Origin of the sequence: Sphingomonas sp. CFBP 13706, from assembly GCF_014842355.1 — a bacterium.
GTDB classification, from domain to species: Bacteria; Pseudomonadota; Alphaproteobacteria; order Sphingomonadales; family Sphingomonadaceae; genus Sphingomonas; species Sphingomonas aerolata.
The window spans coordinates 134,305-158,128 of sequence record NZ_JACYVM010000001.1 but is presented as its reverse complement, the minus strand read 5'-3'; the positions used below and the strand labels follow the sequence as shown (position 1 = coordinate 158,128).

Sequence of the window (23,824 nt, the reverse complement as noted above, 5' to 3'; positions counted from 1 at the left end):
AGACCGACCGGCGCCCTGGTCACGGCTTATCCACGATCCCGCATGATCCGGCCCTGCTCGCGCTTCCAGTCCTGTTCCTTCACCGAATCGCGCTTGTCGTGGTTCTGCTTGCCCTTGGCGAGCGCGAGCTCGACCTTCGCGCGGCCCTTGGAATTGAAATAGATCATCAAGGGCACGAGCGTCATGCCCTGACGCGCGACCGCGCCGAACATCTTGTTGATCTCGCGCTCGTGCAGCAGCAGCTTGCGCGGCCGCTTGGGCTCATGGTTGAAACGGTTGCCGTGGCTGAATTCTGGGATGTTCGAATTGACGAGCTGGACCGTGCTGCCCTTCACCTCGGCATAGGCCTCCGCGATCGAGCCTTCGCCGCCGCGCAGTGCCTTCACCTCGGTGCCGGTCAGCGCGATCCCCGCCTCGAACACCTGCTCGATATAATAGTCGTACCGCGCGCGCCGGTTCTCGGCGACGATCTTGGTCTTTTCGAAGGTCGGGGGTTTGGGGCGTGCCATGGGATGCGCGATGTAGGAGGTCGGAGGGCGAAGGGGAAGCGGGCGTCGTATCGCGTTGGACGTTAATTGTCGGTCCTCCCGTCATCCTGACGTGCGTCAGGATGACGGACGGGGATCAGACCAGGCCGGCGTGCGCCAGCGCCGCGTCGACCGCGGCGCGCGAGGCGTCGCCCGCGGGGGTCATCGGCAGGCGCAGCGTCTCGGGGAAGCCGGCCCGTACCCGCGCCATGGCGTATTTGACCGGGCCCGGCGACGCGTCGGTGAACAGCGCGTCGTGCAGGGGATAGAGCCGGTCCTGATAGGCGAGCGCGGTGACGAAATCGCCCGCCTGGCAGGCCGCCTGGAACTCCGCGCACAGCTTCGGCGCGACGTTCGCGGTGACCGAGATGCAGCCGGTGCCGCCCATCACGTTGAACGCGAGCGCGAGGTCGTCATTGCCCGACAGCTGGCAGAAGTCGGGTCCGCAGGCTTCGCGGTGCTGCGAGACGCGCGCGAGCACGCCGCTGGCGTCCTTCACGCCGACGAACACCTGCGGAAAGGCGGTGACGACCCGCGCCAGCGTCGCGGGCTGGATGTCGGTGACGGTACGGCCGGGGACGTTGTAGAGGATGATCGGCAGCGGCGCATCGGCGGCGAGCGCCTCGAAATGCCGGAAGATCCCCTCTTGGCTCGGGCGGTTGTAATAGGGCGGGACCATCAACGCGGCATCGGCGCCAGCCTCGTGCGCCGCACGCAGATTGGCCGAGGCGACGCGCGTGTCGTTCGACCCTGCCCCCGCGATCACGGGGACGCGGCCCTTCGCCTGATCGACGCAGACGCGGACGACGTGGAAATGCTCGTCATAGGACAGGGTCGCTGCCTCGCCCGTGGTGCCGCAGGCGACCAGCGCGGACGAACCCTCGGCGATCTGCCACTCGACGAAATCGCGATAGGCCTGCTCGTCGAAACTGCCGTCCGCGGCGAACGGCGTGACGAGCGCCGGGATCGACCCGGCAAAGGAAAAACCTGCAAACATCGGTATATTGCGCTCCTGCCGCGCTGAATTCGGGCGTTTCGTTCAGGACAGATACGGGTTGAACTGCTATCCTGTCCACATGGTAGCATTGGCGTTCAAATCGAGCATCGTCCTGGCGGCTTTGGCCGGCACGGCGGTATCTTCAGGGGTCGGACAGGAAACGCTCGACCGGTACCGAACGCAGCTTTCGAATATCGGCCCGCAGGCGCAGCCGATGGCGAGCGACGGCGCGATCGCCTCGACGATCGCGCAGTGGCGCGCGCTGCAACAGACCGATGCGCTGCCGTTCGACAGCTATGCCGGGTTCCTGATGGCGCATCCCGGCTGGCCGAACGAGACCGCCAATCGCCGCGCGGCGGAGCGGCAGGCGGCGATCGGCAGCGGTGCGGCGGGCAGCGTCGTCGCGTTCTTCACGCGCTATCCGCCGCAGTCCGCGGCGGGCAATCTTGCCTATGCGCGCGCATTGCAGGCGACCGGGCAGCGCGACCGCGCCTATGCCGCGGTGCGCACCGCATGGCGATCGGGCGGGCTGACGCCGATCGATCAGGTCGCGGTGACGACGGGCTTCCCTGGCGCGCTGTCGAGCGACGATCAGGACGCGCGGATGGACGCGCTGCTCTGGTCGGGACAGACGAGCGCAGCGCAGCGCCAGCTTCCGCTGGTCAGCCCTGCCAAGCGCGCGCTGTTCGAGGCGCGGCTCGCCTTCCGGACCAATGCACCGAACGCGTCCGACCTGTCCGCGGCGACGATGGAGACGTATCGCGGCGACGCGGGCTATGTCGCCGACCGCGCGGTGTGGTTGCGCAACAGCGGCGCGAGCCCGAGCGCGCGCGCCTGGCTCGCGCGGCCGCGGGCGCTGACCACGCGGCCGGGCAATGCGGGCGAATGGTACGAGATCCTGGTGACCAACGCGCGCGGCGCGGCGAATGACGGCCAGTGGCAGGTCGCCTATGACATCGCGCGGCAGATCGACGATGCCTATCCGGCGGGGGCGAACATCTCGGCCAAATCCTATGCCGAGCGCGACGAATATACCAATCTCGCCTGGCTCGGCGGGCAGGCGGCGATGAAGAAGCTCGGCCGCCCCGCGGATGCGATGACGCTGTTCGACCGCTATGCGCGCGGGTCGAATTCGCCGGTGGTGCGCGCGCGGGGTTATTACTGGGCCGGACGCGCGGCCGAGGCGGCGGGCCGGCAGGCCGATGCGACCGCCTTCTACACCCAGGCGGCCGGCTACCGCGATCAATATTACGGGCAGCTCGCGACCGAGCGGATGGGCCGCGCGCTGACCCCGCCACCGCCGATGGCCAGCCTTGCGATAGCACCCGCGGTGCGCGCGGCGTTCGAGCAGCGCGAGACGGTGCGCGCGGTCAAGTTCCTCGGCCAGATCGCGGACTGGCAGGACCAGACCGCGTTCGTCCGCCAGATCGCCGCGGACGCGACGACCGACACCGATCACGCGCTCGCCGCCGAACTGTCGACGCGCATCAACCGCCCCGATCTGGGCGTGATGGTCGGGCGCAGCGCGCTGGCGAACGGGCTCAGCGACTATTCCGCAGCGGGCTTCCCGACCGTCAGCGTGCCGGCGGGCTATGAAGACAACTGGACGATCATCCACGCGATCTCGCGGCAGGAGAGCCAGTTCGATCGCGCCGCGGTCAGCCATGCCGGTGCGCGCGGGCTGATGCAGCTGATGCCTGCGACCGCGCGCGAGCAGTCGGGCAAGATCGGGCTCGCCTATAACCAGGCGTCGCTGACGACGGATCCCAATCTGTCGATCATGCTGGGGTCGAGCTACTTCCAGCGGATCTATGCGAACTATGGCAGTTATCCGCTTGCAATTGCGGCCTATAATGCGGGCGGTGGCAATGTGAACAAGTGGCTGCGCGCGAATGGCGACCCGCGCACCGGCGCGGTCGACATCATCGACTGGATCGAGGCGATCCCGTATCAGGAGACGCGCAACTATGTGCAGCGCGTGATCGAGAATGCGGTCGTCTACGACCTGATGAACCCCGCCCGCGCCAAGAGCCGCAGCGTCGCGCGCACGTCCTGGTATCTCGGCAAGACCCGGCCCGGCTGAACCGGACGAGACGGCACGCATGGATCGGCCCAACTACATCACCCCGGCAGGCTATACGGTGCTGCGCGATGAATATGATCTGTTGCTCGGCAGCGAGCGGCCGAAGCTGGTCGAGGTGATTTCCTGGGCGGCGGGCAATGGCGACCGGTCCGAGAATGGCGACTATATCTATGGGCGCAAGCGGCTGCGCGAGATCGACCGGCGGCTCGGCTGGCTGTCGCGGCGGATGAAGGCGGCCAAGGTTGTCGATCCCGCCGTGCAGGAGGACCGCAGCCGTGTCTGGTTCGGCGCGTGCGTGACGGTGGCGGACGAGGAGGATGTCGAACGCGTGCTCACGCTGGTCGGCGATGACGAGACCGATGCGGGCAATGGGCGGATCGGCTGGAATTCGCCGTTCGCCCGCGCACTGAGGGGTGCCGCGATCGGTGATGTCCGCCGCGTCGACCTGCCCGCGGGCGAGCGCGAATATGAGGTGATCGCGATCGCCTATCCCTGATCTCCCATCGCTGAACGATCCGTTTCCATCCGGCGCGTTGACGCAGGCACGCGTGCATAGGACGTAGCGGGACCGCAACGACGTTCAGGATGATCCCATGCCGATACCCGCCACCTGGTCCCCCCGCCTGCTCAGCGTGATGCGCATCGTCGTGGCGCTGGTCTTCTTCAGCCACGGTATTTCCAAGTTCTTCGGGCTGCCGCCCTTCCCGATGGCGATGACCCCGTTGCTGTACGTCGCGGGCATAATCGAGGTCGTGGGCGGCGCGTTGCTGATCGTCGGGCTGTTCACGCGGCCGGTGGCGTTCCTGCTGTCGGGCATGTCGGCGGCGGCCTATTTCCTCGCGCACGCGCCCCAAGGCCCCTTCCCGATCGCCAATGGCGGCGAGGCGGCGGTGCTCTATTGTTTCGTGTTCCTCTACCTTGCCGCAGCGGGGGGCGGCGCGTGGAGCGTGGACGCGGCGCGCGGGCGCGGCTAATCCCGGCGGTATGGCCGATACCACAACCCGCAACGTCGCCCTTCTCATCGACGCCGACAACGCCTCCTCGGCGACGCTCGACCCGGTGCTGACCGTCCTTGCCGAGCTCGGGACGGTCAACGTCCGGCGCGTCTATGGCAACTGGTCCAAGCCCGCGCTCAAGGGGTGGCGCGACATGTCGATCAAGCACGGCATCGAGCCGCAGCAGCAGTTCGACCTGACCAAGGGCAAGAACGCGACCGACATGAAGATGACGATCGACGCGATGGACCTGCTGTTCCGCGGCCGGATCGACGGGTTCGGGATCATGTCGTCGGACAGCGACTTCATGCCGCTGGCGATGCGGATCCGCCAGGACGGCGTGCCGGTCTATGGCTTTGGCACCAGCCGCACGCCTGAGGGGTTCCGCCAGGCGTGCACGCGCTTCATCGACGTCAGCGCACTCGACGACGAATCCGAGCCAATGCCGCTGTCGCTGCCGCCTGCGATCGGTGGCGAGAAGGCCCCTGCCCCCGCCGCGCCGGCCGCACGCCGGTCGCGCGGCGGCGAGCCGATCGGGTCGGACCTGATCAAGCTGCTGATCGACGCGTATAACGCGGGCAAGCGCGACGAGAAGGGCTATCAGAGCCTGACAGAACTGGGCCAACGCGCGGGCAACCGGTCGAGCTTCGATGCGCGCAATTACGGCTTCAACCATCTGTCCGAGCTGATCGAGGCGGTGCCCAATTTCTAGACCGAACGCCGTGACGGCGGTCGGATCTACGTCAAGCGGGTGCGCTGAACGGGGGCACCGGTCGCTCAGTCGAGCCCGGTGCAGTCGCCGCCGAGCTTCGTCCCGCCCCGCGCGGCGAAGCTGCCCAGTTCGCGCGCGTCGCGTTTCGCGATCAGCGTGGTGGCGGTGGGCTTGCCGTCCTTGAGAACCGCGACGGTCCAGGCATCGACGGGCCCGGTCGGGGTCGCGACGCTCTGGCTGCCAGTGACGGTCAGCGTGAAGCGGCCGATCCCGCCGTCATACTGGTAGAAGGGCAGCGAGAAGCTCTTGCCCATCGCGAGCGGCAACGCGCCGAACGTCACGCCCCAGAGATTGCCCTCCCAGATGGGGTCAGCCACCGCGACGTCGATCGGCGTGACGACGGCCTTGTCGGTCTTCGTTCCGACGATGCGACCGGGGGTGTAGCGCAGCACGACATGCTCGACCCCGCTCCGGCTGTTGTCGAAGGTGATCGGCGTCAGATCGTCGCGGTTCAGGACGAAGTGATCGCGCATCGCGAAATTCGCCATCGGTACGCGCTGATGGACGACGATGTCCCAGGCCGGCCGACCGCCGACGCGGATGGCGCGGATGACCTGGCGGGTTGCGCCGATGACGGTCTGTTCGGATGGTGCTCCGGCGGCCTGCGTGCCTGCGGGGGAGCCCGGGCGGTAGATCGCGAAACACTGATCGACCGGCTTGACCCTGTCGCCCTGCGGCGCGGTCACCGCAGCCGCCGCGGCCGCTAGCATCATCAGCATGTCCATCATCCCCACCCCGTCGTCGTGGGAGAGGTGTGCTACGGACATCATACACGCGTCAAGCGATCAGTCCGGAAGCACGATCCTCGGATCGGGGATGTCGAGGACCGCACAGGTGCCGCGCGCGGCATTCTCGATCGCGATCGTGCCGCGCAACTGCCGGGCGAGGCTGCCGATCATCCGCATGCCGAGGCTTTTGCGCGAGGCGGCCTTGAGGTCGAAATCGGCGGGCAGCCCGACGCCGTCGTCGGACACGGTCAGCAGGATCCGGCCGTCGGCGTTGCGAATCGTCACCGCGATGACGCCGCCACCCTCGCCGTAAGCATATTTGATCGCGTTGGTGACGAGCTCGGTGACGAGCAGGCCGAGCGGGATCGCAGTATCCGCGCTGATCCGGATCGCGTCGATGTCGCAGTCGATCCGGTGCAGCGGTGCCTGTTCGGCCAGCCCCGTCGCGATCCCGCAGACGAGATCGTCGAGCGCGACGATCCCGACCTGTTCGCCACGCCAGAGCTGGTCGTGTGTCTGTGCGATCGCGGTGATGCGCGCCTGCGCGTCGCCGAGCAGCCGGGTGATGCGCGGGTCGTCATCCTCCTGCATCTGGAGGTTGAGCATCGCCGAGACGAGAGCGAGGCTGTTCTTGACGCGGTGGCTCGCCTCGCGCGTGAGCAGCTCCTGATGCTCCATCGCGTCGCTCAAGCGCTGTTCGGCCTGCTGCCGCTCGATCGCGACGCCGATCAGATTAGCGAACCCCTGCATGAAGGCGAGGTCGGCGGGCTCGAACTTGCCCTCGTCGGGGCTGTCGACCTCGAGCACGCCGAAGCGCTTGCCCGACGTCTCAACCAGCACGTTAATCGCGCGGCGGATATGGTGCTCGGCCATGAAGGCGGGCGTACGGAACCGCTCCTCATTCTCGAGATGGTTGGAGATCACCGGCTGGCCGGTCTCGAGCGCGAAGCCCGCGGGCGAGGCGAGATCGGTGCGCATCTCGGCCGATCCGACCACGCCCGGCGCCCAGCCGATCCCCGCGCGCACGAACAGGCTGTCCTGCTCGGGGCGATATTCGAGGAACTTGCAGTATTTCGAGCGCATCCCCTCGCCGCACAATTCGGTAGCGCGCTGGAGCATCGGCTCGAGATCGCGCGCGCGCAGCGCCTCGATCCCGAAATCGGCCAGTATCGATTGCTGGCGAAGCCGGTATTGCAGCTCCCCCGCACCCGGGGGGGCATCTCCACCGGGGGAGTGTTCGATAACTGTCACGCCTGCTCCGTTCGTGGGGACCAAGATGTCTCCTACCGACCCCGGTTAGGGGATCAACATGGCGCTTGCGTGGCAGGCGCCGGCATGGGGCCGATGGGGGACGGTTGCGGCTCGCTATCCTGCCGATACTACCTTCGTCATCCTGACGAAAGTCAGGACCCAGAGTCATTAAGCGGGCCGCCTGTGACCCTGGGTCATGACTTTCGTAAGGATGAGGGGGTTGGGGGTCGGGTGACGGGATAGCGTCCGCCGCGGCTCGGTAGTCCGGGCCGCGGCGGGTCTCAGACGCTCAGCGCGTGAGCTTCTTGTACGCCAGACGCGTCGGGCGGTCGGCGGCGTCGCCGAGGCGGCGGCGCTTGTCTTCCTCGTAGGATGCGTAATTGCCCTCGAACCATTCGACATGGCTGTCGCCCTCGAACGCCAGGATGTGCGTCGCGAGGCGATCGAGGAAGAAGCGGTCATGGCTGATGACCACCGCGCAGCCGGCGAACGTCTCGAGCGCCTCCTCGAGCGCACGCAGCGTCTCGACGTCGAGATCGTTGGTCGGCTCGTCGAGCAGGAGGACGTTGCCACCCTCCTTGAGCATCTTGGCCATGTGGACGCGGTTGCGCTCGCCGCCAGACAGCTGGCCGACCTTCTTCTGCTGGTCCTGCCCGCGGAAGTTGAACGCGCCGACATAGGCCCGCGTGCCCATTTCCTGCTTGCCGAAGCGGAAGATCTCGAGCTCGTCGGAGATTTCCTGCCAGACATTCTTGTTCGGATCGAGATCGTCGCGGCTCTGGTCGACATAGCCGAGCTTGACGGTCGAGCCGACCTCGATCGTGCCCGTGTCCGGGGTTTCCTGGCCGGTGATGAGCTTGAACAGCGTCGACTTGCCCGCGCCGTTGGGGCCGATCACGCCGACGATGCCGCCCGGGGGCAGCGTGAAGTCGAGCCCGTCGAACAGCAGCTTGTCGCCATACGACTTGGTCAGGCCCTTCGCCTCGATCACCTTGCCGCCGAGACGCGACGGCAGCTGGATCAGGATCGCGGCCTTGCCGGCGACGCGGTTCTCCTGCTTCTCCATCAGCTCGTCGAACGCGCGGATACGCGCCTTCGACTTGGTCTGGCGCGCCTTGGGGGTCTGGCGCATCCACGCCAGCTCGTCGGCGATCGCCTTCTGCTTGCCGGCCTCTTCGCGCTCTTCCTGGCTGAGGCGCTGGGCCTTCTTCTCCAGATAGCCCGAATAGTTGGACTCGTAGGTGTAGTAGCGGCCGCGATCGAGCTCGAGTACCCAGTTGACGACATTGTCGAGGAAGTAGCGGTCATGCGTCACGAGGATGACGTTGCCGGTATATTCCTTGAGGTAGTTCTCGAGCCACGAGACGCTCTCGGCGTCGAGATGGTTGGTCGGCTCGTCGAGCAGCAGGATCTGCGGCTTCTCCAGCAGCAGCTTGCAGAGCGCGACGCGGCGCTTCTCGCCGCCCGAGAGATTCTCGACCGAGGCATCGCCCGGCGGGCAGCGCAGCGCTTCCATCGCCTGTTCGAGCTGGCTGTCGAGCGCCCAGCCGTCGACCGCGTCGATCTTGGCCTGGAGATCGCCCATCTCCTCCATCAGCGCGTCGAAATCGGTGTCGTCCTTCGGATCGCCCATCTCGGCGGAGATCGCGTTGAACCGGTCGACGAGGTCGGCGACGGGGCGGACGCCGTCCTTGACGTTGCCCATCACGTCCTTGGTCGGATCGAGCTGCGGCTCCTGCGCGAGATAGCCGACATTGACGCCCTCGGCCGCCCAGGCCTCGCCGGTGAAATCGGGGTCCATGCCCGCCATGATCTTCATCAGCGTCGACTTGCCCGACCCGTTGGGGCCGATGATCGCGATCTTGGCGGACGGAATGAACTGGAGGTGGATGTTGTTGAGGACGGGCTTTGCGGCACCGGGGAAGGTCTTGGTCAGACCCTTCATGACGTAGGTATACTGGACGGCCATGTGGGTGCCGAGCTCCATGCTTGAATGAGGCGGGATTTGACGTGCGCAGATAGCGATGCGGCGGGCCGTTGGCAAACGGGGAGCAGCGACATAGGCTGTCGCGGATGATGAAGCACACGCTCGCGGTATTGGCCGCCTCCACCCTGTCCGTTCCTCTCATGGCACAGCGGACCGCACCACCCGCCCCTGCCCCGGTCGATGCGAAGGTCGCAGCGCTCCGCGATGCCGCGCTCAAGGACGACGTCGCCTATGACATCGTCGAGGGGATGACGACCGAGATCGGACCCCGGCTGGCGGGGACCGAGGCGGAGGCGCGTGCACGCGCATGGTCGGTGACCAAGCTGAAGGCGCTGGGGTTCAAGAACGTGCGGATCGAGCCGTACCAGATGCCCGTCTGGGTGCGCGGCGTCGAGACCGGGTCGATCCTGTCGCCCTTCCCGCAGGCGCTGAAGCTCACCGCGCTCGGCAATTCGGGCGCGACGCCCGTAGGCGGCCTCACCGCGCAGGTGGTGGTGTTCAAGACCTATGGCGACCTGGCGGCGGCACCCGCGGGGAGCCTTGCGGGCAAGATCGCCTATGTCGGCAACGCGATGGAGCCGACGCAGGACGGGTCGAGCTATAGCGCGTTCGGCCCTGCACGGTTCGTGGGGCCGGCGATGGCGGCGAGCAAGGGCGCGGCCGCGATCGTGATCCGCTCGATCGGCACCGATCATCACCGCAACCCGCATACCGGCACGACCAACTTCCCCGAGGGCGTCACGCCGATCCCGTCGGCGGCGCTGTCGGTGCCCGATGCCGAGCTGATCGAACGGATCGCGATGCGCGGCAAGCCGATCACGATGACGCTCGTCCTGACCCCGCGGATGACCGGCACGCACGAATCGGGGAACGTGATCGCTGAAGTGCCGGGGACCGATCCCAAGGCGGGGATCGTGCTGGTCGGCGGGCATCTCGACAGCTGGGATCTCGGCACGGGCGCGATCGACGATGCGAGCGGCGTGGCGATCACCGCGGCGGCGGCCAAGCGGATCCTCGACGGCCCGCGCCCGCGGCGCACGATCCGCGTCGTCTGGTTCGGTGCCGAAGAGGTCGGCGGCTTTGGCGGCAAGGCCTATGCCGAGGCACACAAGACCGAGCGCCACGCGACCGCGGGCGAATCCGATTTCGGCGCGGACCGCGTCTGGCGGTTCGAGACCAACCTGCCCGACAGCGCGAAGCCGGTCGCCGATCGCCTCGCCTCCGCCCTCGCCCCGCTCGGCATCGCGCGCGGCGCAGGGGTCGGCGGTGACGGCACCGATGTCGGCCCGACCATAGCGCTGGGCGTCGCGGCGATCGACCTCAACCAGTCGGGTACGCGCTATTTCGACACGCATCACACGCCCGACGATACGCTCGACCGGGTCGATCCCGAGCAGCTTCGCCAGAACGTCGCGGCCTGGACGACGATGCTCGCGATCGTGGCCAATGCGCCCGAGGAAATCGGCTCGGTCGTGCCAAGAAAGTGACCAGTTGCGGCAACCCGCCCGTCATCGGACTGTCGCAAAGCTTGCTGGGCGATGAATTTAGCGGATTGACCGCCGGTCGGGGGCCGCTATTTGACGGGGCTTCGCGACGGCAATCGGGTCGGCCGCGAGTGAAACTATGCTTGGGAGCATTCGAATGAAGAAGATCGTTCTGATCGCTGCTGCCGCCGGCCTGATGTCCGTCGCAGCCTGCAGCAAGTCGCCAGAAGCCGCCGCAGTTGAGAACAACGCGGACATGCTGGCTGACAACATGGAAATGCAGGCTGACAACATGGACGCCATGGCGGACAACACCTCGAACGCTGTCGCAACCGACGTGCTCGAGAACGCAGCCGACAACATGAACGCAGCAGCAGACAACGTCCGCGACGCTGCCGACGAGAAGACCGACAACATGAACTAAGACCTTGTCGGGCGCTTGCGCTCGACAGCGTTTTGGAGTCGGAAAGGGCGTTCCTTCGGGAGCGCCCTTTTTCTTTGGCACCCTTTTTCTTTGGAAACGCTTGCGCTAACGCAGGCGGCGGTGGGGCCTGTAGCTCAACGGTTAGAGCTGGCCGCTCATAACGGCTAGGTTGCGGGTTCGATTCCTGCCGGGCCCACCAATATCTAAAATAGTGACTACCTTACCTCGTCAGGAATGCGCAGAATTGCGTCGTTTGTGGGGGTTTTCCTTCTCACACGTTCCATACGGCGAACTGGGAGTGCGGGATATTTGGGGGTATTTTTCAAATGGTATTTTCTGCCCCCCAGATGTCATGATTCGGCCCGGATTTCTGCGGCTTGCGGAGCCGCTCCGGCTTCGGCGGAAGCACCTGGTTTGAGGGTGTCGATGATCATGCTGGGCGGCATTGCGACGATGATCTCGGCAATGCCCGCCGCAGCGCACGCCGCGGTGCAAGTCGCGGCGAACCACGAGTGACGAACCGCTTTAGATAGGCGGCGTTACGCCCTATCATCGTAGAGAGGCTAGCGAGGCTCCTGCCTTGCTCTTTGCCGAGCTCGGCAGTCGAACTCGCGGCGTTTGCATACTCATTGGGCGCATCCAAACAACGAATCAGGGTAGCGCCCGAGCTCTACTGCTCCTTTTTTGTTCTCAACCTGCCTGCCATCGCCGGGCGGAACGAGGCACGGGATGGTTCGGAAAACCTCGTAACTCGGGGGGGGGGTTTGAATGTCGCTGGAAGAACAGTGTGCCCGTTAACAACTATTGAAGATTTAGGTCATTCTTCTTGTCTTGTTAACCAAGTTTGAGCAGGGCCTATTGCACGCTTCTACCGTGGAAAATGCCCCCGGATGCAAACGATCCGGCCGCGCGAATTCATGACGCTCATCGCACTCCGCTCACGATGCAAGATTGTCCCGAAACCACACAGTGGTTGGGTGGTGGCCGTTTTCAGGCAATTGCATAACTCTATGGCCCCCTTTACTTTTTTTCCAAGGAACACGTAAAAAGGGACCATCATGAAGCGCTTACTTCTTTCGACAATGGCATTCGTATCTGCATTCGCGATGGCCCCAGCGGCTCACGCAGTTAACTTCACTCCGAACGACCCGGAGTTCACCGTCAGCGGCGATATAAAGAATGGTACCGTTTCGGCAGATTTCGGCCGTGCGGGCATCAAGCGTGGTGCATTCACGGATACTTTCAATTTCATCATCGACCAGGCCGGTCTCGCTAGCGGTACGCTCAGCACGACCACGACGCGGTTCTTCAGCCCTACCGATCTCGATATCCTGTCGGTGTTCATCAATGGCTTCGCAGCATCGAAGACTGTTGTCGGCAAGGCCGAGTTTTTCGAGATCAACAACGTGGCGATCGCAAAAGGTGCGACGAACCAGATCGTCGTGAACGGCCTCTCGCGTGGTAACGGCTCCTATGCCGGCACCGCGACCTTTGAGCCGACGGCAGCAGTTCCCGAGGCCGGTACCTGGGCAATCATGTTGTTCGGTATCGGCGGTATCGGCTCATCGATGCGCGTTCGTCGTCGCCAGGCGAAGATCGCATTCGCTTAAGTAGATTTCACAGCCGGTCCCAGTGTCCGGCCGTGTGAAAACAGCCGCCAACCTTTCGAGGTTGGCGGCTGTTTTCATTTGAATCGAGCGCGATTGCGGCTGCGGAGGGATTGATGTGGCGCGACGACCGCCGTTGACCGACACCGAAGCGTACGGTCAGGCGCGAACTGGTCGAAGTCGACTTCCTTATGCCGTCCACAGCCACAGATCAGATCTATGGTCCGGATACCCAGGGACCGCATGGGTCGGGTTTAAGTGGTCAAACGTCGACGGAGTGACAATGCAGAAAATCCAATAAGAGCCGCGCTCAGCGAGACCGTCAACGGTCGCGTAGACACGCCAGCGGTCCGGCTAACCCTGCGCTGTCTCTGACATCACTGCCCCGAGCGCCGGCCCCTCGTGTTCTTTTGGAAAGCCGCGCAGCAGGATAGCGAAATTGGTCGGTGCCAGAGTGTGACGGCCTCATTCAACGGCACTGTGCGGCGGCTGCGTTGATCCGGCGCATATACCGTAGTCGGCAATGCGCGGGCAGCATTGGCATCAAGAATTTTCAGTTAATCCACTTTAACCGCGTGGAGTTGCAATTACTAAACAGATTCAATGCATAAATCCCCTTGTCGAAAGACAAGCACTTTCAAATCTGGGGGTTCACATGCGCTACTGGCCAATCGGCAAGCCCATTCGGGGTTAACTTTGCCATCAGCTGGGGGATCACTATTGGCGTCATTGACGCATCCTGCAGGGCGCAAAGCAATGCGTTACTAGGCAAATGGTGACCCTTACAACGGCTGAAGCCTAAAATGCCCGGCTTTCCGAGCCGGGCATTTTTTGTGTTCACGACCGCGTCATATCCTTTGCCGGAATCTCATCGGTGCATGTGCGAAAAAGCAGGGCCAAGGGGTTTCACTGCTTTTTGCATAGCGGTGTGCGCAGTATTAAACCGTCCGCTTACCAGATAGCCAATTAAAGGCGTTCGTTACGCCGAACTACTGCGACGGCCCTTCGTTGATCGCATCAACTTTCCGAACGAGGACACGAGCAAGAGCAACCGCCGCAGGGAGTGCATGCTGTGCGCGCCTGGCGTAGCGGTCGAGCTGCGCTTCGAGCCAAACAACCCATACGACGAGAACGCCGTTGCCATATTTAGCGAGCGCGGCACCCAACTGGGCTATGTCAGCGCAGAGCGCGCGCCGCTGATCGGCAAGCGGATAAAGGAAGGCGAGGCGATCGCCGTCTTTCAGACGATGCACGGAAGCGGGGTGCCTACCCTGCCCGACCCGGTCCCCGATGCTTTAAAGCGCCCACCTCCCCGCCAGGCTCGGCCGGCGCAGCGACCGGTTTACGATCCCCACGCTTTTTACCCGACAAGGAAGGCCCAGAATTCGGCGCTTAACATCGGGCTTGCGGCCCGGTTTGACCAATATGAAGCTTAGCAGGTTCGTCCCGTACTATGCTGGGGCTGACGAACGCGGCACGATCGCTAAGGCCCGCGAAGATAGATTTGGGAAACGGAACGCCCTCAAAGCAATGCGTGCCGCACTGCTCGAGATGGTGCCTGAATCGCACTCTGGTTACCGAACTTCCGATCCAGCTGAACTGTCCGCAGACACTGCAAACACGTTCAACCCTGGCAAGATAGCGCCAGTGGCCGCGCAAGAGCGGTAGGCGTCATTCTCGGCATGGTGAAGTGCATCGGCTAAGAAAGAGGCTACAAGCGGATAGTTAGTTACGTCGGCGACGTGAAGCGCACAAGCGATCGCGGAACGCAAGATTTCTGCGTCGTGTCCAAAGGGCGTGTTCATGGGGCGGTTTGTTACAAAGCGAATGCTTGGGAGCCAAGCTCGCGTTCGGCATACAAGGTTAAGATCAACCTAGGTTACTTTCCGTCAGGGCCCAAGCCAGCCTGACTGAACCCGCTGCCAGCTATACTGGTGAGCAAGGATCTGAATGGGGCACCTGACCGATCGCGTCACGCTGTTGCCTGCGTGCCGAGGTGCACCCGGCGAGCAACTGATCGGATAGGACTGATGCCGCTTCGATGTCGAGCGTGACAGCAACGCCCGGCCCATCAATCAGCACCCTCCCCTCGTTCGCTGAGACGTTCAGACTTTCCGGACGCAAGGTACGCAGCATGCCAATTCTCCCGTAGAATAATCAGCGACCAGTGGCGGCACATCGTTCCGGATATTGATCCACGGCAGGACGATACTCAGTGACCGAGATCGCTCGCCTCCTGTTGAGGGAGGCGGCGAGTTTGGAGCGGAGCAGCGCGCTAGCTAGGTCAGAAAACGTCAGTCCCAGTGACGCTATTGCATACGAAGGTCGATCGTATACTTTCGGTCGAATTGCAGGAGTCGAACGATGAAATATCGCGTTGCAGTTGCGCTGATCCTCACGCCCATTGGCGTAGAGGCGCAAACGTCAGAAGCCCCTGCCACGGCCGTAGCGGCGCCAGCCAAAGAGAAGAAGATCTGCCGGTCAATGACGCCGACGGGCTCCTTCATGGCCACGCGCGTCTGCAATTCAGCTGCAGCGTGGCGCAAATTTGATGGGATTACTGCCGAAGGCGCGCAGCAGACCCGGGATGTCTATCGAATGACCACGACCGGCGTGCCGCACTGAGGTGGATGAGGAAGGGCCGGAGTTCGGGGCATCGCGTCCAAAGGGGGCTCCTGGTTCTGGCGCGTAGACTCGTTCAGTGTCAGAACGCCCTCTCCGACCATCTGGTCGAGGCGGGTCCAGCGCTCCGGCCGTTCACGACGCGCCGTGGAATCGGCTGAGGTGGTCGTTGTAGTGGTCCCGCAGCGCGTTCACGTCCTTGACGCGGTTTTCGCGTTCTTCGCCGAGCGCGGCGTGCACCGCTTTCGAATAGGTTTCTTCCGCCCGAAGGTCGGCCTCAAGGGCAGCCAGCCGCTCCTCGAGGTTCGTAACTTTGTCCTTGAGCGGGGAGATGGCGTCTTCTGATACGTCTTCTGCGATCGCCATCGTTGCATCGTGCGCGGTCTGCCGTTCCTTACATCCGATCAGCGCCAGCGGCATCGCGACAAGCATTAAAACCCGCATAGCATTTCCCCGCCCCCCAAGATCCGAGGCTATGTATACGAGCTGCAGCACTCCTGCATTTAGGATTGAGGGTGTCGATGATCATGCGCCGCTCGCATGCGCCGCGAGGGCCGCAGCGGCGATTTCCTGCAATGCTCGCCGCCTGACAGTGGAATAGGATGCCGCAATCTGATTGAGCGCCGAGAGAAGCTGCTCATTGCGCGCGCACAACGCCGCTTTTGTCATGCTGGCACGAAGCGTGCGGCTTCCCGACACTTCGGCCGCGCACAACCGTCGCAGATTAGGCGTTCCGGGGGCGGCTCAAGGGGTATTTCGAATTACCCTCGCCCAATATTCCCGCAAGGCCATCCGAACATGCAGCTGGCGATTTCCAAACCTTCCGGCCGCAGCCGCACCTGATGCGCGGCAACGCCTTGTCTCGCGCGAGCTGACAGGATCCGGAGGCTCTCCCGGTGACCAACGATCGCGCGCGCCCAGTGCCCGCTCGTCGGCGTTGAGGACGATCGCGCGGTGGCGGCGTTCCTCCGCTGGCAGGCGTCGCGGCGAACCGCGCGTGACGGACTGGTTCAGCTAGGCGGCGTTTCGCCCTATCATCGTAGGGAGGCTAGCGAGGCTCCTGCCTGCTCTTTCGCGTGCTCGGGCAGTCGATCTTGTGGGGATTACATTCTTATTGAACGCATCCGGGCAGCGAATCAGGATCGCACCTGAACTCCATCGTGCCGTTTTTGTTCTCAATCAGTTTGCAACTACTCGCCAGCTGCGAGCGCAGGGAGATTAGGACAATCAAGCAGCTCGGGGGCCTCGACGTTACCCGGTGGCCGGCGTAGCCCGTCGTCAAATAAATGACTGTTGGGTCACTCTTCATGTCTTGTTAACCATACAAAAACAGGACTTATTGCGCGCTATGACGGTGCGAAACGCGCCGCGGAGCAGAGGATGTTTCAATGGTAATGATCCTGGTGGGCTGGGCCGGCTCTTCCGTCGCAGCTTTTCTCGTTCTCGGGTACGCCGCTCACAAGCTCAAACACGTATGAAGCGGGGACCGGGCTAGGGTCGACACGCGTTCTATCCAATCGAGGACGGGCTCGACCGGGGAGCCGCTCGAGAGCGTCGAGCGACTGACGACGGGCCGACCTGCACCTACCGAGCAGTTGATCGGAAGAAGCGGACGCCGCCTCTATGTCGCGCGTGGCGGCAAGGCCGGGTCCGTCGATGAGCACCCTCCCTTCGTTCGCCGCGACGTTCAGAGCTTCAGATTGCACCTTCGGCGGCATGGCCAAACGCGATGCGATTTCTGGTCATCGATCACGATTATGCATGTCCGATGGCGCTTTTCATCCGTAAGATCATGAGGCGCGGCGGCCGCCGCCTGTTGCGACACCGCATCCGACACGATCGGGCCGGAGAACTTCCGTCGGGAAGTGGAGCACCTGCACCTTTCCCGATCGGTAGGGGAAGCTGGACCACTCCCGCCGCTTGCTCAGGGAAATTCGCATCAAATTCGACGAATCCAAGGATATGCGGAGGTCTCCTATAATCCAATTAGAGTAGTGCGTCTTAAGCCATTAGGATTATCGTCGAGAATTTCGGATTATGATAAGGAAAGAATGGCGACGCTGGTTGCCGACTTTCGAGGATAGTCCCATGATAAACAAGGCAATCATAGTCGGAATGCTTGGATTGACGGCAATTTGTGCAACACCCGCTGCAGCTGTATCAATCATGGATCCGACCGACGACTTCATTCCGTCATATACTGCGGGTCCACGTTTTGCAGATCTCGACGTCACAGGCTTCTCGGTCAATTACGACAGTATGTCGCAATTCTTCACGCTAGGCGCCACTTTCGCCGGGGATATCGATCCGCAGACGGCGGGTCTGTACATTTTCGGCGTCAACACCGGTACAGGCATCGCCAGGCCTTTTGCCTCGATCGGTCAACCCGATGTGATCTTCAATCAGGCCATCGTGATACAGAAGAACGGCACCGGATCGGTCGGTCCAAACGCCTTGGACCCAGCTGGTATTTCCATCGCGGGAAACATGCTGACAGCGCGGGTTCCGCTCGCCTTGCTGCCGAGCACGGGCTTTGGGCCGACGCAATATGGGTTTAATCTCTGGCCCCGAAACGGTGTGGGTAACGTCAACCAGATTACAGATTTTGCACCTGAAAATGCGACCGTTTCGATCGGCGCGGTTCCAGAGCCGGCAACGTGGCTCATGATGCTCGTCGGCTTCGGGGGAGTCGGCCTCGGGCTCCGCCGGCGCATCGGTAAAGTCGTCACAGGTACGGCTTACGCCTGATCTCGATGACAGTTCATCCCATATAGAGCCGCCGCCCTTCATTGGTCGGCGGCCTTTCAGTCCAGCGTCATCTTCGTCTGATATCTTACCCCAGAGTAAGGGCGTCGAGGATCAGGCAGCGTGCTGGACTACATGATCGCCGAAGGGGTGCCGAGTGCGACAATATGCTCGACGGCGTCCTCGGTAATTTCCTGGGCACCCTCCAGCCCGAATTCGCCAAGATAGGACCAGGCGACCCACCCGACATATCTCGGCAGGCCCGGAATGGCGAGGCCGACGGAACGGCCGATCGTCACGCCATAATCCGCTTTCACCCGAAAACCACGCGTGGAGACGCCCGTCACGGTCGCGGGTATCATTTCGCCCAGAGGGGTGATCAGAAGCGCCCCCAGGTTGACGAGATGCCGGGATGCGCAACGACGTTCGATCAGCGCCGGCGAGATATCGCTCGCCATTTTGCGATACATATTCATTTCGAGGCTCGTCCGGGCAGTCTGCGTTGTTGCGCACACGTGGCCATTACGGTCGCTGGCGTTGCATCGAAGACTGGACTTCCTTATCGCCTTCGCGATCGACGTCGGCCTGCCTGCTTATGGCGTGGACAATCGCCTCTGCTTCCTTCTTCAATGCGATGATCCGCGCCCTGTCGTCGTCCGTGACGAAGTCACTTGGTTTTTCATCGAAGACGCACAATGCGCCGAGTACGGTGCCGTCTTCGTCGCACAGAGGCGCACCGATATAGAATTGAATGCCCTCGATCGTGTCGACGAAGGGGTTGCCGGCGAAACGCTCGTCTGCGCCTGCGTCCGGAACGATCGTCAGTTCGTCGGGGGATAGAATGGCATGCGCACAGAAGGACGTTGACCTCTTATAGATGCCAGCCTCGAAACCCGCTGCCGACAATACATAGGTCGAGTCCTGATAGACGATGGTGATGGCTGCGGACTTCGCCTTCAGGGTATCGCGGACAGCATCCAAGATCGGCCGGAATCTGCCGACATGCGGACTGGCGATGAGATTGCTTGTCGCAATGGCCCTTTCGCGCTCGCGTTCATTTTCCGGCTTATCCGCCATGATGTAGAACGAGATCGACATATCATATCCTAGCCCTATGTGCCCAATCGAGCAGATAGGGAGCCTAAGCGTCCGTTTGCCCGGCCTGTGACGATATAAAGCAATAGCTAACAAAGGGTTGGCATCACCGCCCGCCCTATCGAACGGCACCCTCCCCTTGTCTCCCCCGACGTTCAGCGGGCGATCCAGGCGGTGATTCCGGCGAGGCTGCGGAAGTCATCGACCGCGCGGACGTCGAGCGTGGGATAGGCGGCGCGGACCATGTCGGCGAGCGCGGTGCCGGGGCCGAGTTCGAGCAGGCGGTCGACGCCGCGTTCGACCAGCGCCTCGAGCGTGGCGGCCCAGTCGATCGTCGTGTCGAGCTGTGCGGCGAGCCCTGCGATGCCGGCGGCGCCGCGGACGATCGTGGCGTCGGTCGCGCCGATCAGCGTGCGTCCCCGGATCGGCCGTGCGGGCTGGGCTTCGAGCAGCGCGGCGTGGAACGGCGCGACCGCGGCGGAGAGGCGGCGGGTGTGCGACGCGACGCGGACCGCGATCGGGCGGGCGGTCGCTGCGCCCTCCGACAGCGCCGCGTCGCAACAGGCGGCGACCTGCGCGCGTGTGCCGCCGATCACGAACAGCAGACCGGGATTGACGATCGCGATGCCGCAGTCGAACCGCGCGACCAGCGCCTCGACCGCCGCGCGCGGCAGGCCGCGGACGAAGCCGAGGCCATCCTCCGCACCGCCTGCCGCGTCCATCGCCGTCGCCCTCGCCGCGGTGAGCCGCAGCGTGGCGGCGGGCGACCACAGGCCGGCAATGCCCCAGGCGGTCATCTCGCCGACGCTATAGCCCGCGACCAGCGCCGGACCGATCGGTTCGAGACACGCCGCCGCCGCCAGTCCGCGCGCGACGCACAGGATCTGGCTCCTCGCATTGGCGTGGAGCCGGTCGTCAGCAGCGGTCCGGACGAGCTGATGGACATCCTGTCCGAGGATCGCGGCGGCCTCGGCGAGGATCGGTGCGGCGGCGGGCTGGTCGACGAACAGGTCGAACATCGCGCGGTCCTGCCGCCCCTGCCCCGAACAGAGCAGTGCGAGCGTCACGCGTCGTGCGCCGCGACGAAGAACGTCATCGCCAGCAGGTCCGCACAGCCCCCCGGACTGAGCCGCCGGGCGACGAAGCGGTGGTGGACCGCGATCGCGCGCGCGCGCCAGTCCCGCGCGGCGATGCCCCCGGCTGTGAGGAAGGCGCGGGCCTCGTCTTGCGCGAAGGCCAGGCCGGCGGGGCCGCCGCGATAGAGGAGATTGGTGTCCGCGACACCGACGATCAGCGCCATCAGGACCTGCACCGCCTGCGCGTCTTGGTCGTCGGGTCGCAGGGCCCGCGCGGTGGCGAGCGCGGGCAAGGCGGTGGCGTAGAGCGCGGGAAAGCCGGCGGCGGCTTCGGCCCGTGCACCGCCCGCGGCATGGCGGCGTGCGACCGTGGTGCCATGGCTGTGCAGCGCGACGGGGCCGCGCAGGATCTCCGCGCCCCAATGCTGCGCGACGATCGTCCCGAGCGGTGCGGCGATGCCATAGCGCGCGCGGAACCCCGCAGCGGCGCAGAGCAGGCCCATGCCGAAGATCGCGCCGCGGTGCGTGTTCACCCCGTCCGTCGCGACCATCATCGCCGCCTCCGCCGCGATCCCGATCGCGCGCAGCCGGTCCATCCCTGCCCCCGCGGCGCCCGCCTGGGCCAGCGCGGCGAGATAGGGGGCGAGCGCGTCGGCGCTGCGGTTCATCATCGCCGCATCCATGTCGTCATGCGCGCCCGGATCGACCGGGCTGACGAGGCCGGGCTTGGGATAGGTCGCGATCTCGCGCCTGAGGCACAGAGCGGCGGCGTGGCCGATCGTGTCGGTGTCGACCGCGGGCGTCGCAGCGACGAGCGCGGTCATGCGAACACCGCTGCGCGCGGGGTCACGCCGTTCGCGTGCGCCGCCTTGACGAGCAGATCGGGCGCGTCCGACGCCCATTCGCGCCATTGTACCGCATGGCCTTGCGGGGTGAGCAGTTCGCCGTCGATCCGCATCGGTGCGATCGCTCCGATCGTCAGAAGCGCGCGGGCACGTGCGGTCGCGGTGCGCTGATCCGCCACCGTCCAGAGCAGGTCGAGATCCGAACCCGGCGACAGATAGGCCAGCCCGGTCAGATGCGCCCAGGCGAGGCTGCCGAAACAGCGCGTGTCCGGGTCCAGCGTGACGAGCGCGGCGATGCTGTCCTGCCAGGCGGGGGGTGCCGCCGCCGCCGCATCGCGCAGCAGCGGCGGCGGGGCGTCGGCCCGGATCGCATCGGGGGGCACGGCGAAGGCGAGCCGCTGCTTGCCGATCGAGGGCGGCAGCGGCAACCCGAGCGGGACCAGGCACGGCAGTTCGCCGACGACCTGCCGCCGCGCGATTAGGGGGCGGTCGTCCTTGGCCCAATCGGCGAGCAGCGCCGGGGCGTTGGCGAGCCCGTGCGCGGCGAGGATGGCGGGCCAGCGCTGCGGGTCGATCCAGACCAGCCGGTGTCGGTCGAAGCGCATCAGCGCTGCGCCGCCGCGTCCACCTCGTCCGCGATCGCCGCGGCCTTGGGCCGGCCCTTGCGCTCGGCCCCGAGCGTCGCACGCACATCGTGATCGCGCGGCGTGGCGAGCAGCACCGCGAGCTGATCCGCCAGACTGCGCTGCGGATCCCAGACCTCGGCGACCCCGCCGACGCTGACCAGATTGTCGAGGCCGGGGGCGAAGACCGGGGTCGTCTTCGCCTTGTCCTCGAGCAGATCGATCGACAGCTTGGTGACGCGCGCCATCGAGGCGAGGTCCATCACCTCGGGATGCGCGCCGGGCAGCGCGACGAGCGTGTCGCAGGCGAGCGCGGTGGCGATGAACGCGCCGGCCGCGCTGCCGCCATAGAGCAGGCCGATCGTACGGTGGCCGCGCGCCTCGGCGAGCAGCAGCGACTTGGCGAGGTGCGCGAGATATTCGCTGAGGCCGAGCAGTTCGTCGCGCCGGCTCATCCGCTGGCTCGCGCTGTCGACGAGGAAGAGGATCGGCGCGTCGTCGTTGCTGCGTGCGATCGCGAGCACCGCGGCGGACAGGCGGATCGCCTGGTCGATGCCGATCGGCGCGCGCGCGGTGGCGCCGATGACATGCACGACCCGTCCGTCGGGCGATGTGCCGCGGCCGAACAGCAGGTCGCCCTCCGCGGTGACATCATGGCCGGACGGAAACATCGAATCGAGGATCTCAGCGGGCGTCATCGGCACTCTCCCGATACTGGGCGGCTAGGGTCGCGAAGGCGGCGGAAGGCATGTCGGGGATCGCCTGCGGGTCGTCGATGCCCAGCATGCGCCAGATGTCGGTGGCGTCGGCGGCGTCACCGAACCGGGCGATGCGGCGTTCGAGGCGGTCCTGTTCGGCCGCCAGCGTGTCGAGATCGAGACCGGGTCGCTCCCCTCTCCCAACCGGGAGGGGGGCGGCGTTCGGAACGGAACCTGCCTTGGCTGGTCGCCCGAGCGCCGCGAGCATCGCCGAACGGAATGCCGCCGCGTCGTCGTCGACGAACAGGTCCGCGCCGCCGATCAGCGTCCGGTGCTTGCCGCCCATCGTCCGCCAGACCAGGGCGCGGTCGCGGGAGTCGAACTCCTCGACGCCCTTGTTGGTCTCGATCACCTCGGGGCCGGTGACGCTGATCCGGCCCTGTTCGGATATGATCAGCGTCGAGCAGCAGCCAGCGATCAACCCACCGCCGCCATAGCAGCCCGCGCGGCCGCCAATCAGCCCGACGACGCGCACGCCCGCGATCCGTGCTTCGGTGATCGCGCGCATGATCTCGGCGATCGCGATCTCGCCGGCATTCGCCTCTTGCAGCCGCACGCCGCCGGTGTCGAACGCGATCACGACGTCGCGGTTAAGGGCTTTGGCAGCGCGGAGCAGCCCGGCCAGCTTGGCGCCGTGCACCTCGCCGAACGCGCCGCCCATGAAGCGGCCCTCCTGCGCGGCGATCAGGATCGGCGTGCCGTCGACCGTCGCAGCGCCGACGACGATGCCGTCGTCAAACTGCGCGGGCAGGTCGAAGATGCCGAGATGCGGGCTGGTTTCGCGGCGCTCGGGGCCGACATATTCGGTGAAGCTGCCGGTATCGACCAGCGCCGCGATCCGCTCGCGCGCGCCTGCCTCGTACCAGCTCTGATGAAGGTTGCTCATGCTTCGGGCTCCTCGATCATGCGGACGGCCTGGGCGAGGCGCAGCGACACCGTGTCGGGGCGCGCGCCGCCATCGTTGATCGCGATCCGCAGGCCGCCGGCGGCGCGCCGGCCAACGAAATCGGCGACGACCGCGTCCCAGAGGTCGCGAAAGCCGTGCGCCGCGGTGCTGATCTCGATCGCGCACCGATCGGCCGCGTCGCCGCGCTCGACCAGCACTTCCAGATTGCCCGACGCGACCACGCCGACCAGTGCCATTGCGCGCGTGCCGCCCGCCGGCACGGGCGCGGCGATATCGAAATGCAGGATTTCCATGCTTC

Annotated in this window: 25 protein-coding genes and 1 tRNA gene; 11 read left to right on the top strand and 15 right to left on the bottom strand. The window is 65.0% G+C overall.

What is annotated here, in order from left to right:
- Positions 1-26 precede the first annotated feature (26 nt).
- Entirely contained in the window at positions 27-509 is a 483-nt protein-coding gene (gene smpB / locus IFS44_RS00650) for an SsrA-binding protein SmpB (protein ID WP_031395420.1), read from the bottom strand.
- A 115-nt stretch (positions 510-624) separates the two neighbouring features.
- Positions 625-1,524 (bottom strand): 4-hydroxy-tetrahydrodipicolinate synthase, encoded by a 900-nt coding sequence (gene dapA / locus IFS44_RS00645; RefSeq protein WP_056676803.1) that lies wholly within the window; start codon positions 1,522-1,524, stop codon positions 625-627.
- A gap of 79 nt (positions 1,525-1,603) precedes the next feature.
- Between dapA and IFS44_RS00640 the strand changes: the two genes are divergently transcribed.
- The 4 genes from IFS44_RS00640 to IFS44_RS00625 all read left to right on the top strand — a co-directional run bounded on the left by IFS44_RS00640 (position 1,604) and on the right by IFS44_RS00625 (position 5,314).
- Complete coding sequence (locus IFS44_RS00640; RefSeq protein ID WP_192097486.1) at positions 1,604-3,607, top strand: lytic transglycosylase domain-containing protein; 2,004 nt, start codon at positions 1,604-1,606, stop codon at positions 3,605-3,607.
- A gap of 19 nt (positions 3,608-3,626) precedes the next feature.
- Positions 3,627-4,103 carry a transcription elongation factor GreB gene (gene greB, locus IFS44_RS00635; RefSeq protein WP_192097100.1) on the top strand — a complete coding sequence of 159 codons (477 nt, stop codon included), beginning with the start codon at positions 3,627-3,629 and terminating at the stop codon, positions 4,101-4,103.
- A 97-nt stretch (positions 4,104-4,200) separates the two neighbouring features.
- On the top strand, positions 4,201-4,581 hold the full coding sequence (locus IFS44_RS00630) for a DoxX family protein (RefSeq protein ID WP_159510569.1): 381 nt from the start codon (positions 4,201-4,203) through the stop codon (positions 4,579-4,581).
- A gap of 10 nt (positions 4,582-4,591) precedes the next feature.
- Complete coding sequence (locus tag IFS44_RS00625) at positions 4,592-5,314, top strand: NYN domain-containing protein (RefSeq protein ID WP_192097099.1); 723 nt, start codon at positions 4,592-4,594, stop codon at positions 5,312-5,314.
- 65 nt (positions 5,315-5,379) lie between these two features.
- On the opposite strand, the gene IFS44_RS00620 is transcribed toward IFS44_RS00625, so the two are convergent.
- The 3 genes from IFS44_RS00620 to ettA all read right to left on the bottom strand — a co-directional run bounded on the left by IFS44_RS00620 (position 5,380) and on the right by ettA (position 9,322).
- On the bottom strand, positions 5,380-6,141 hold the full coding sequence (locus tag IFS44_RS00620) for a DUF3108 domain-containing protein (protein ID WP_192097098.1): 762 nt from the start codon (positions 6,139-6,141) through the stop codon (positions 5,380-5,382).
- An 18-nt stretch (positions 6,142-6,159) separates the two neighbouring features.
- Positions 6,160-7,353, bottom strand: a complete 1,194-nt coding sequence (locus tag IFS44_RS00615) for a sensor histidine kinase (RefSeq protein WP_235188280.1) — start codon at positions 7,351-7,353, stop codon at positions 6,160-6,162.
- A gap of 289 nt (positions 7,354-7,642) precedes the next feature.
- On the bottom strand, positions 7,643-9,322 hold the full coding sequence (gene ettA / locus IFS44_RS00610; RefSeq protein WP_031439507.1) for an energy-dependent translational throttle protein EttA: 1,680 nt from the start codon (positions 9,320-9,322) through the stop codon (positions 7,643-7,645).
- Positions 9,323-9,426: 104 nt separating this feature from the next.
- On the opposite strand from ettA, the gene IFS44_RS00605 reads away from it, so the two are divergent.
- The 6 genes from IFS44_RS00605 (at position 9,427) to IFS44_RS00580 (ending at position 15,480) form a co-directional block, all read left to right on the top strand.
- Positions 9,427-10,827: a M20/M25/M40 family metallo-hydrolase gene (locus IFS44_RS00605; protein ID WP_192097097.1), complete on the top strand. Its 1,401-nt coding sequence runs from the start codon at positions 9,427-9,429 to the stop codon at positions 10,825-10,827.
- 154 nt (positions 10,828-10,981) lie between these two features.
- Positions 10,982-11,248: a hypothetical protein gene (locus tag IFS44_RS00600; protein ID WP_031393308.1), complete on the top strand. Its 267-nt coding sequence runs from the start codon at positions 10,982-10,984 to the stop codon at positions 11,246-11,248.
- A 123-nt stretch (positions 11,249-11,371) separates the two neighbouring features.
- Positions 11,372-11,447 (top strand) — tRNA-Ile (locus tag IFS44_RS00595).
- A gap of 859 nt (positions 11,448-12,306) precedes the next feature.
- Complete coding sequence (locus tag IFS44_RS00590; RefSeq protein ID WP_192097096.1) at positions 12,307-12,858, top strand: FxDxF family PEP-CTERM protein; 552 nt, start codon at positions 12,307-12,309, stop codon at positions 12,856-12,858.
- Positions 12,859-13,922: 1,064 nt separating this feature from the next.
- A complete protein-coding gene (locus IFS44_RS00585; protein ID WP_192097095.1) occupies positions 13,923-14,291 on the top strand; it encodes an HIRAN domain-containing protein in 369 nt (122 codons plus the stop codon).
- A gap of 928 nt (positions 14,292-15,219) precedes the next feature.
- Positions 15,220-15,480, top strand: coding sequence for a hypothetical protein (locus IFS44_RS00580; protein ID WP_192097094.1), 261 nt, complete (start codon positions 15,220-15,222; stop codon positions 15,478-15,480).
- Positions 15,481-15,612: 132 nt separating this feature from the next.
- Here the strand turns inward: IFS44_RS00580 and IFS44_RS00575 are convergent, their stop codons facing one another.
- Both IFS44_RS00575 and IFS44_RS21865 read right to left on the bottom strand, forming a co-directional pair.
- Positions 15,613-15,909, bottom strand: coding sequence for a hypothetical protein (locus IFS44_RS00575; RefSeq protein WP_192097093.1), 297 nt, complete (start codon positions 15,907-15,909; stop codon positions 15,613-15,615).
- A 93-nt stretch (positions 15,910-16,002) separates the two neighbouring features.
- Positions 16,003-16,146: a hypothetical protein gene (locus tag IFS44_RS21865; protein ID WP_206757800.1), complete on the bottom strand. Its 144-nt coding sequence runs from the start codon at positions 16,144-16,146 to the stop codon at positions 16,003-16,005.
- Between the two features lie 1,419 nt (positions 16,147-17,565).
- Here IFS44_RS21865 and IFS44_RS22045 point away from each other — a divergent pair.
- Positions 17,566-18,225: a PEPxxWA-CTERM sorting domain-containing protein gene (locus IFS44_RS22045; RefSeq protein ID WP_244649785.1), complete on the top strand. Its 660-nt coding sequence runs from the start codon at positions 17,566-17,568 to the stop codon at positions 18,223-18,225.
- A 128-nt stretch (positions 18,226-18,353) separates the two neighbouring features.
- Here the strand turns inward: IFS44_RS22045 and IFS44_RS00565 are convergent, their stop codons facing one another.
- The 8 genes from IFS44_RS00565 to mdcC all read right to left on the bottom strand — a co-directional run bounded on the left by IFS44_RS00565 (position 18,354) and on the right by mdcC (position 23,819).
- Positions 18,354-18,680, bottom strand: a complete 327-nt coding sequence (locus IFS44_RS00565) for a hypothetical protein (RefSeq protein WP_192097092.1) — start codon at positions 18,678-18,680, stop codon at positions 18,354-18,356.
- A 64-nt stretch (positions 18,681-18,744) separates the two neighbouring features.
- Entirely contained in the window at positions 18,745-19,320 is a 576-nt protein-coding gene (locus tag IFS44_RS00560) for a GAF domain-containing protein (protein WP_192097091.1), read from the bottom strand.
- 152 nt (positions 19,321-19,472) lie between these two features.
- Positions 19,473-20,384 carry an acyltransferase domain-containing protein gene (locus tag IFS44_RS00555; RefSeq protein ID WP_192097090.1) on the bottom strand — a complete coding sequence of 304 codons (912 nt, stop codon included), beginning with the start codon at positions 20,382-20,384 and terminating at the stop codon, positions 19,473-19,475.
- On the bottom strand, positions 20,381-21,217 hold the full coding sequence (gene mdcB, locus IFS44_RS00550; RefSeq protein ID WP_192097089.1) for a triphosphoribosyl-dephospho-CoA synthase MdcB: 837 nt from the start codon (positions 21,215-21,217) through the stop codon (positions 20,381-20,383). The genes IFS44_RS00555 and mdcB overlap by 4 nt, the downstream gene beginning before the upstream one ends.
- Positions 21,214-21,843, bottom strand: a complete 630-nt coding sequence (gene mdcG, locus IFS44_RS00545; protein ID WP_192097088.1) for a malonate decarboxylase holo-[acyl-carrier-protein] synthase — start codon at positions 21,841-21,843, stop codon at positions 21,214-21,216. Before mdcG ends, mdcB begins: the two co-directional genes overlap by 4 nt.
- A complete protein-coding gene (locus IFS44_RS00540) occupies positions 21,843-22,559 on the bottom strand; it encodes a biotin-independent malonate decarboxylase subunit gamma (protein ID WP_192097087.1) in 717 nt (238 codons plus the stop codon). Before IFS44_RS00540 ends, mdcG begins: the two co-directional genes overlap by 1 nt.
- Complete coding sequence (locus IFS44_RS00535; RefSeq protein ID WP_192097086.1) at positions 22,546-23,505, bottom strand: biotin-independent malonate decarboxylase subunit beta; 960 nt, start codon at positions 23,503-23,505, stop codon at positions 22,546-22,548. Before IFS44_RS00535 ends, IFS44_RS00540 begins: the two co-directional genes overlap by 14 nt.
- Positions 23,502-23,819: a malonate decarboxylase acyl carrier protein gene (gene mdcC, locus IFS44_RS00530; protein ID WP_159510555.1), complete on the bottom strand. Its 318-nt coding sequence runs from the start codon at positions 23,817-23,819 to the stop codon at positions 23,502-23,504. The genes IFS44_RS00535 and mdcC overlap by 4 nt, the downstream gene beginning before the upstream one ends.
- Positions 23,820-23,824: the final 5 nt, after the last annotated feature.

What these genes read in the sequence shown, in the direction of transcription:
- IFS44_RS00605 (WP_192097097.1), top strand. Translation starts at nt 9,427, where the DNA reads ATGATGAAGCACACGCTCGCGGTATTGGCCGCCTCCACCCTGTCCGTT.
- IFS44_RS00600 (WP_031393308.1), top strand. Translation starts at nt 10,982, where the DNA reads ATGAAGAAGATCGTTCTGATCGCTGCTGCCGCCGGCCTGATGTCCGTC.
- IFS44_RS00580 (WP_192097094.1), top strand. Translation starts at nt 15,220, where the DNA reads ATGAAATATCGCGTTGCAGTTGCGCTGATCCTCACGCCCATTGGCGTA.
- mdcG (WP_192097088.1), bottom strand. Translation starts at nt 21,843, where the DNA reads ATGCGCTTCGACCGACACCGGCTGGTCTGGATCGACCCGCAGCGCTGG.
- IFS44_RS00560 (WP_192097091.1), bottom strand. Translation starts at nt 19,320, where the DNA reads ATGTCGATCTCGTTCTACATCATGGCGGATAAGCCGGAAAATGAACGC.
- IFS44_RS00540 (WP_192097087.1), bottom strand. Translation starts at nt 22,559, where the DNA reads ATGACGCCCGCTGAGATCCTCGATTCGATGTTTCCGTCCGGCCATGAT.
- IFS44_RS00565 (WP_192097092.1), bottom strand. Translation starts at nt 18,680, where the DNA reads ATGGCGAGCGATATCTCGCCGGCGCTGATCGAACGTCGTTGCGCATCC.
- IFS44_RS00630 (WP_159510569.1), top strand. Translation starts at nt 4,201, where the DNA reads ATGCCGATACCCGCCACCTGGTCCCCCCGCCTGCTCAGCGTGATGCGC.
- ettA (WP_031439507.1), bottom strand. Translation starts at nt 9,322, where the DNA reads ATGGCCGTCCAGTATACCTACGTCATGAAGGGTCTGACCAAGACCTTC.
- mdcB (WP_192097089.1), bottom strand. Translation starts at nt 21,217, where the DNA reads ATGACCGCGCTCGTCGCTGCGACGCCCGCGGTCGACACCGACACGATC.
- smpB (WP_031395420.1), bottom strand. Translation starts at nt 509, where the DNA reads ATGGCACGCCCCAAACCCCCGACCTTCGAAAAGACCAAGATCGTCGCC.
- mdcC (WP_159510555.1), bottom strand. Translation starts at nt 23,819, where the DNA reads ATGGAAATCCTGCATTTCGATATCGCCGCGCCCGTGCCGGCGGGCGGC.
- greB (WP_192097100.1), top strand. Translation starts at nt 3,627, where the DNA reads ATGGATCGGCCCAACTACATCACCCCGGCAGGCTATACGGTGCTGCGC.
- IFS44_RS00585 (WP_192097095.1), top strand. Translation starts at nt 13,923, where the DNA reads ATGCTGTGCGCGCCTGGCGTAGCGGTCGAGCTGCGCTTCGAGCCAAAC.
- IFS44_RS00575 (WP_192097093.1), bottom strand. Translation starts at nt 15,909, where the DNA reads ATGCTTGTCGCGATGCCGCTGGCGCTGATCGGATGTAAGGAACGGCAG.
- IFS44_RS00620 (WP_192097098.1), bottom strand. Translation starts at nt 6,141, where the DNA reads ATGTCCGTAGCACACCTCTCCCACGACGACGGGGTGGGGATGATGGAC.
- IFS44_RS21865 (WP_206757800.1), bottom strand. Translation starts at nt 16,146, where the DNA reads ATGACAAAAGCGGCGTTGTGCGCGCGCAATGAGCAGCTTCTCTCGGCG.
- IFS44_RS00640 (WP_192097486.1), top strand. Translation starts at nt 1,604, where the DNA reads ATGGTAGCATTGGCGTTCAAATCGAGCATCGTCCTGGCGGCTTTGGCC.
- IFS44_RS00535 (WP_192097086.1), bottom strand. Translation starts at nt 23,505, where the DNA reads ATGAGCAACCTTCATCAGAGCTGGTACGAGGCAGGCGCGCGCGAGCGG.
- dapA (WP_056676803.1), bottom strand. Translation starts at nt 1,524, where the DNA reads ATGTTTGCAGGTTTTTCCTTTGCCGGGTCGATCCCGGCGCTCGTCACG.
- IFS44_RS00590 (WP_192097096.1), top strand. Translation starts at nt 12,307, where the DNA reads ATGAAGCGCTTACTTCTTTCGACAATGGCATTCGTATCTGCATTCGCG.
- IFS44_RS22045 (WP_244649785.1), top strand. Translation starts at nt 17,566, where the DNA reads ATGATAAACAAGGCAATCATAGTCGGAATGCTTGGATTGACGGCAATT.
- IFS44_RS00625 (WP_192097099.1), top strand. Translation starts at nt 4,592, where the DNA reads ATGGCCGATACCACAACCCGCAACGTCGCCCTTCTCATCGACGCCGAC.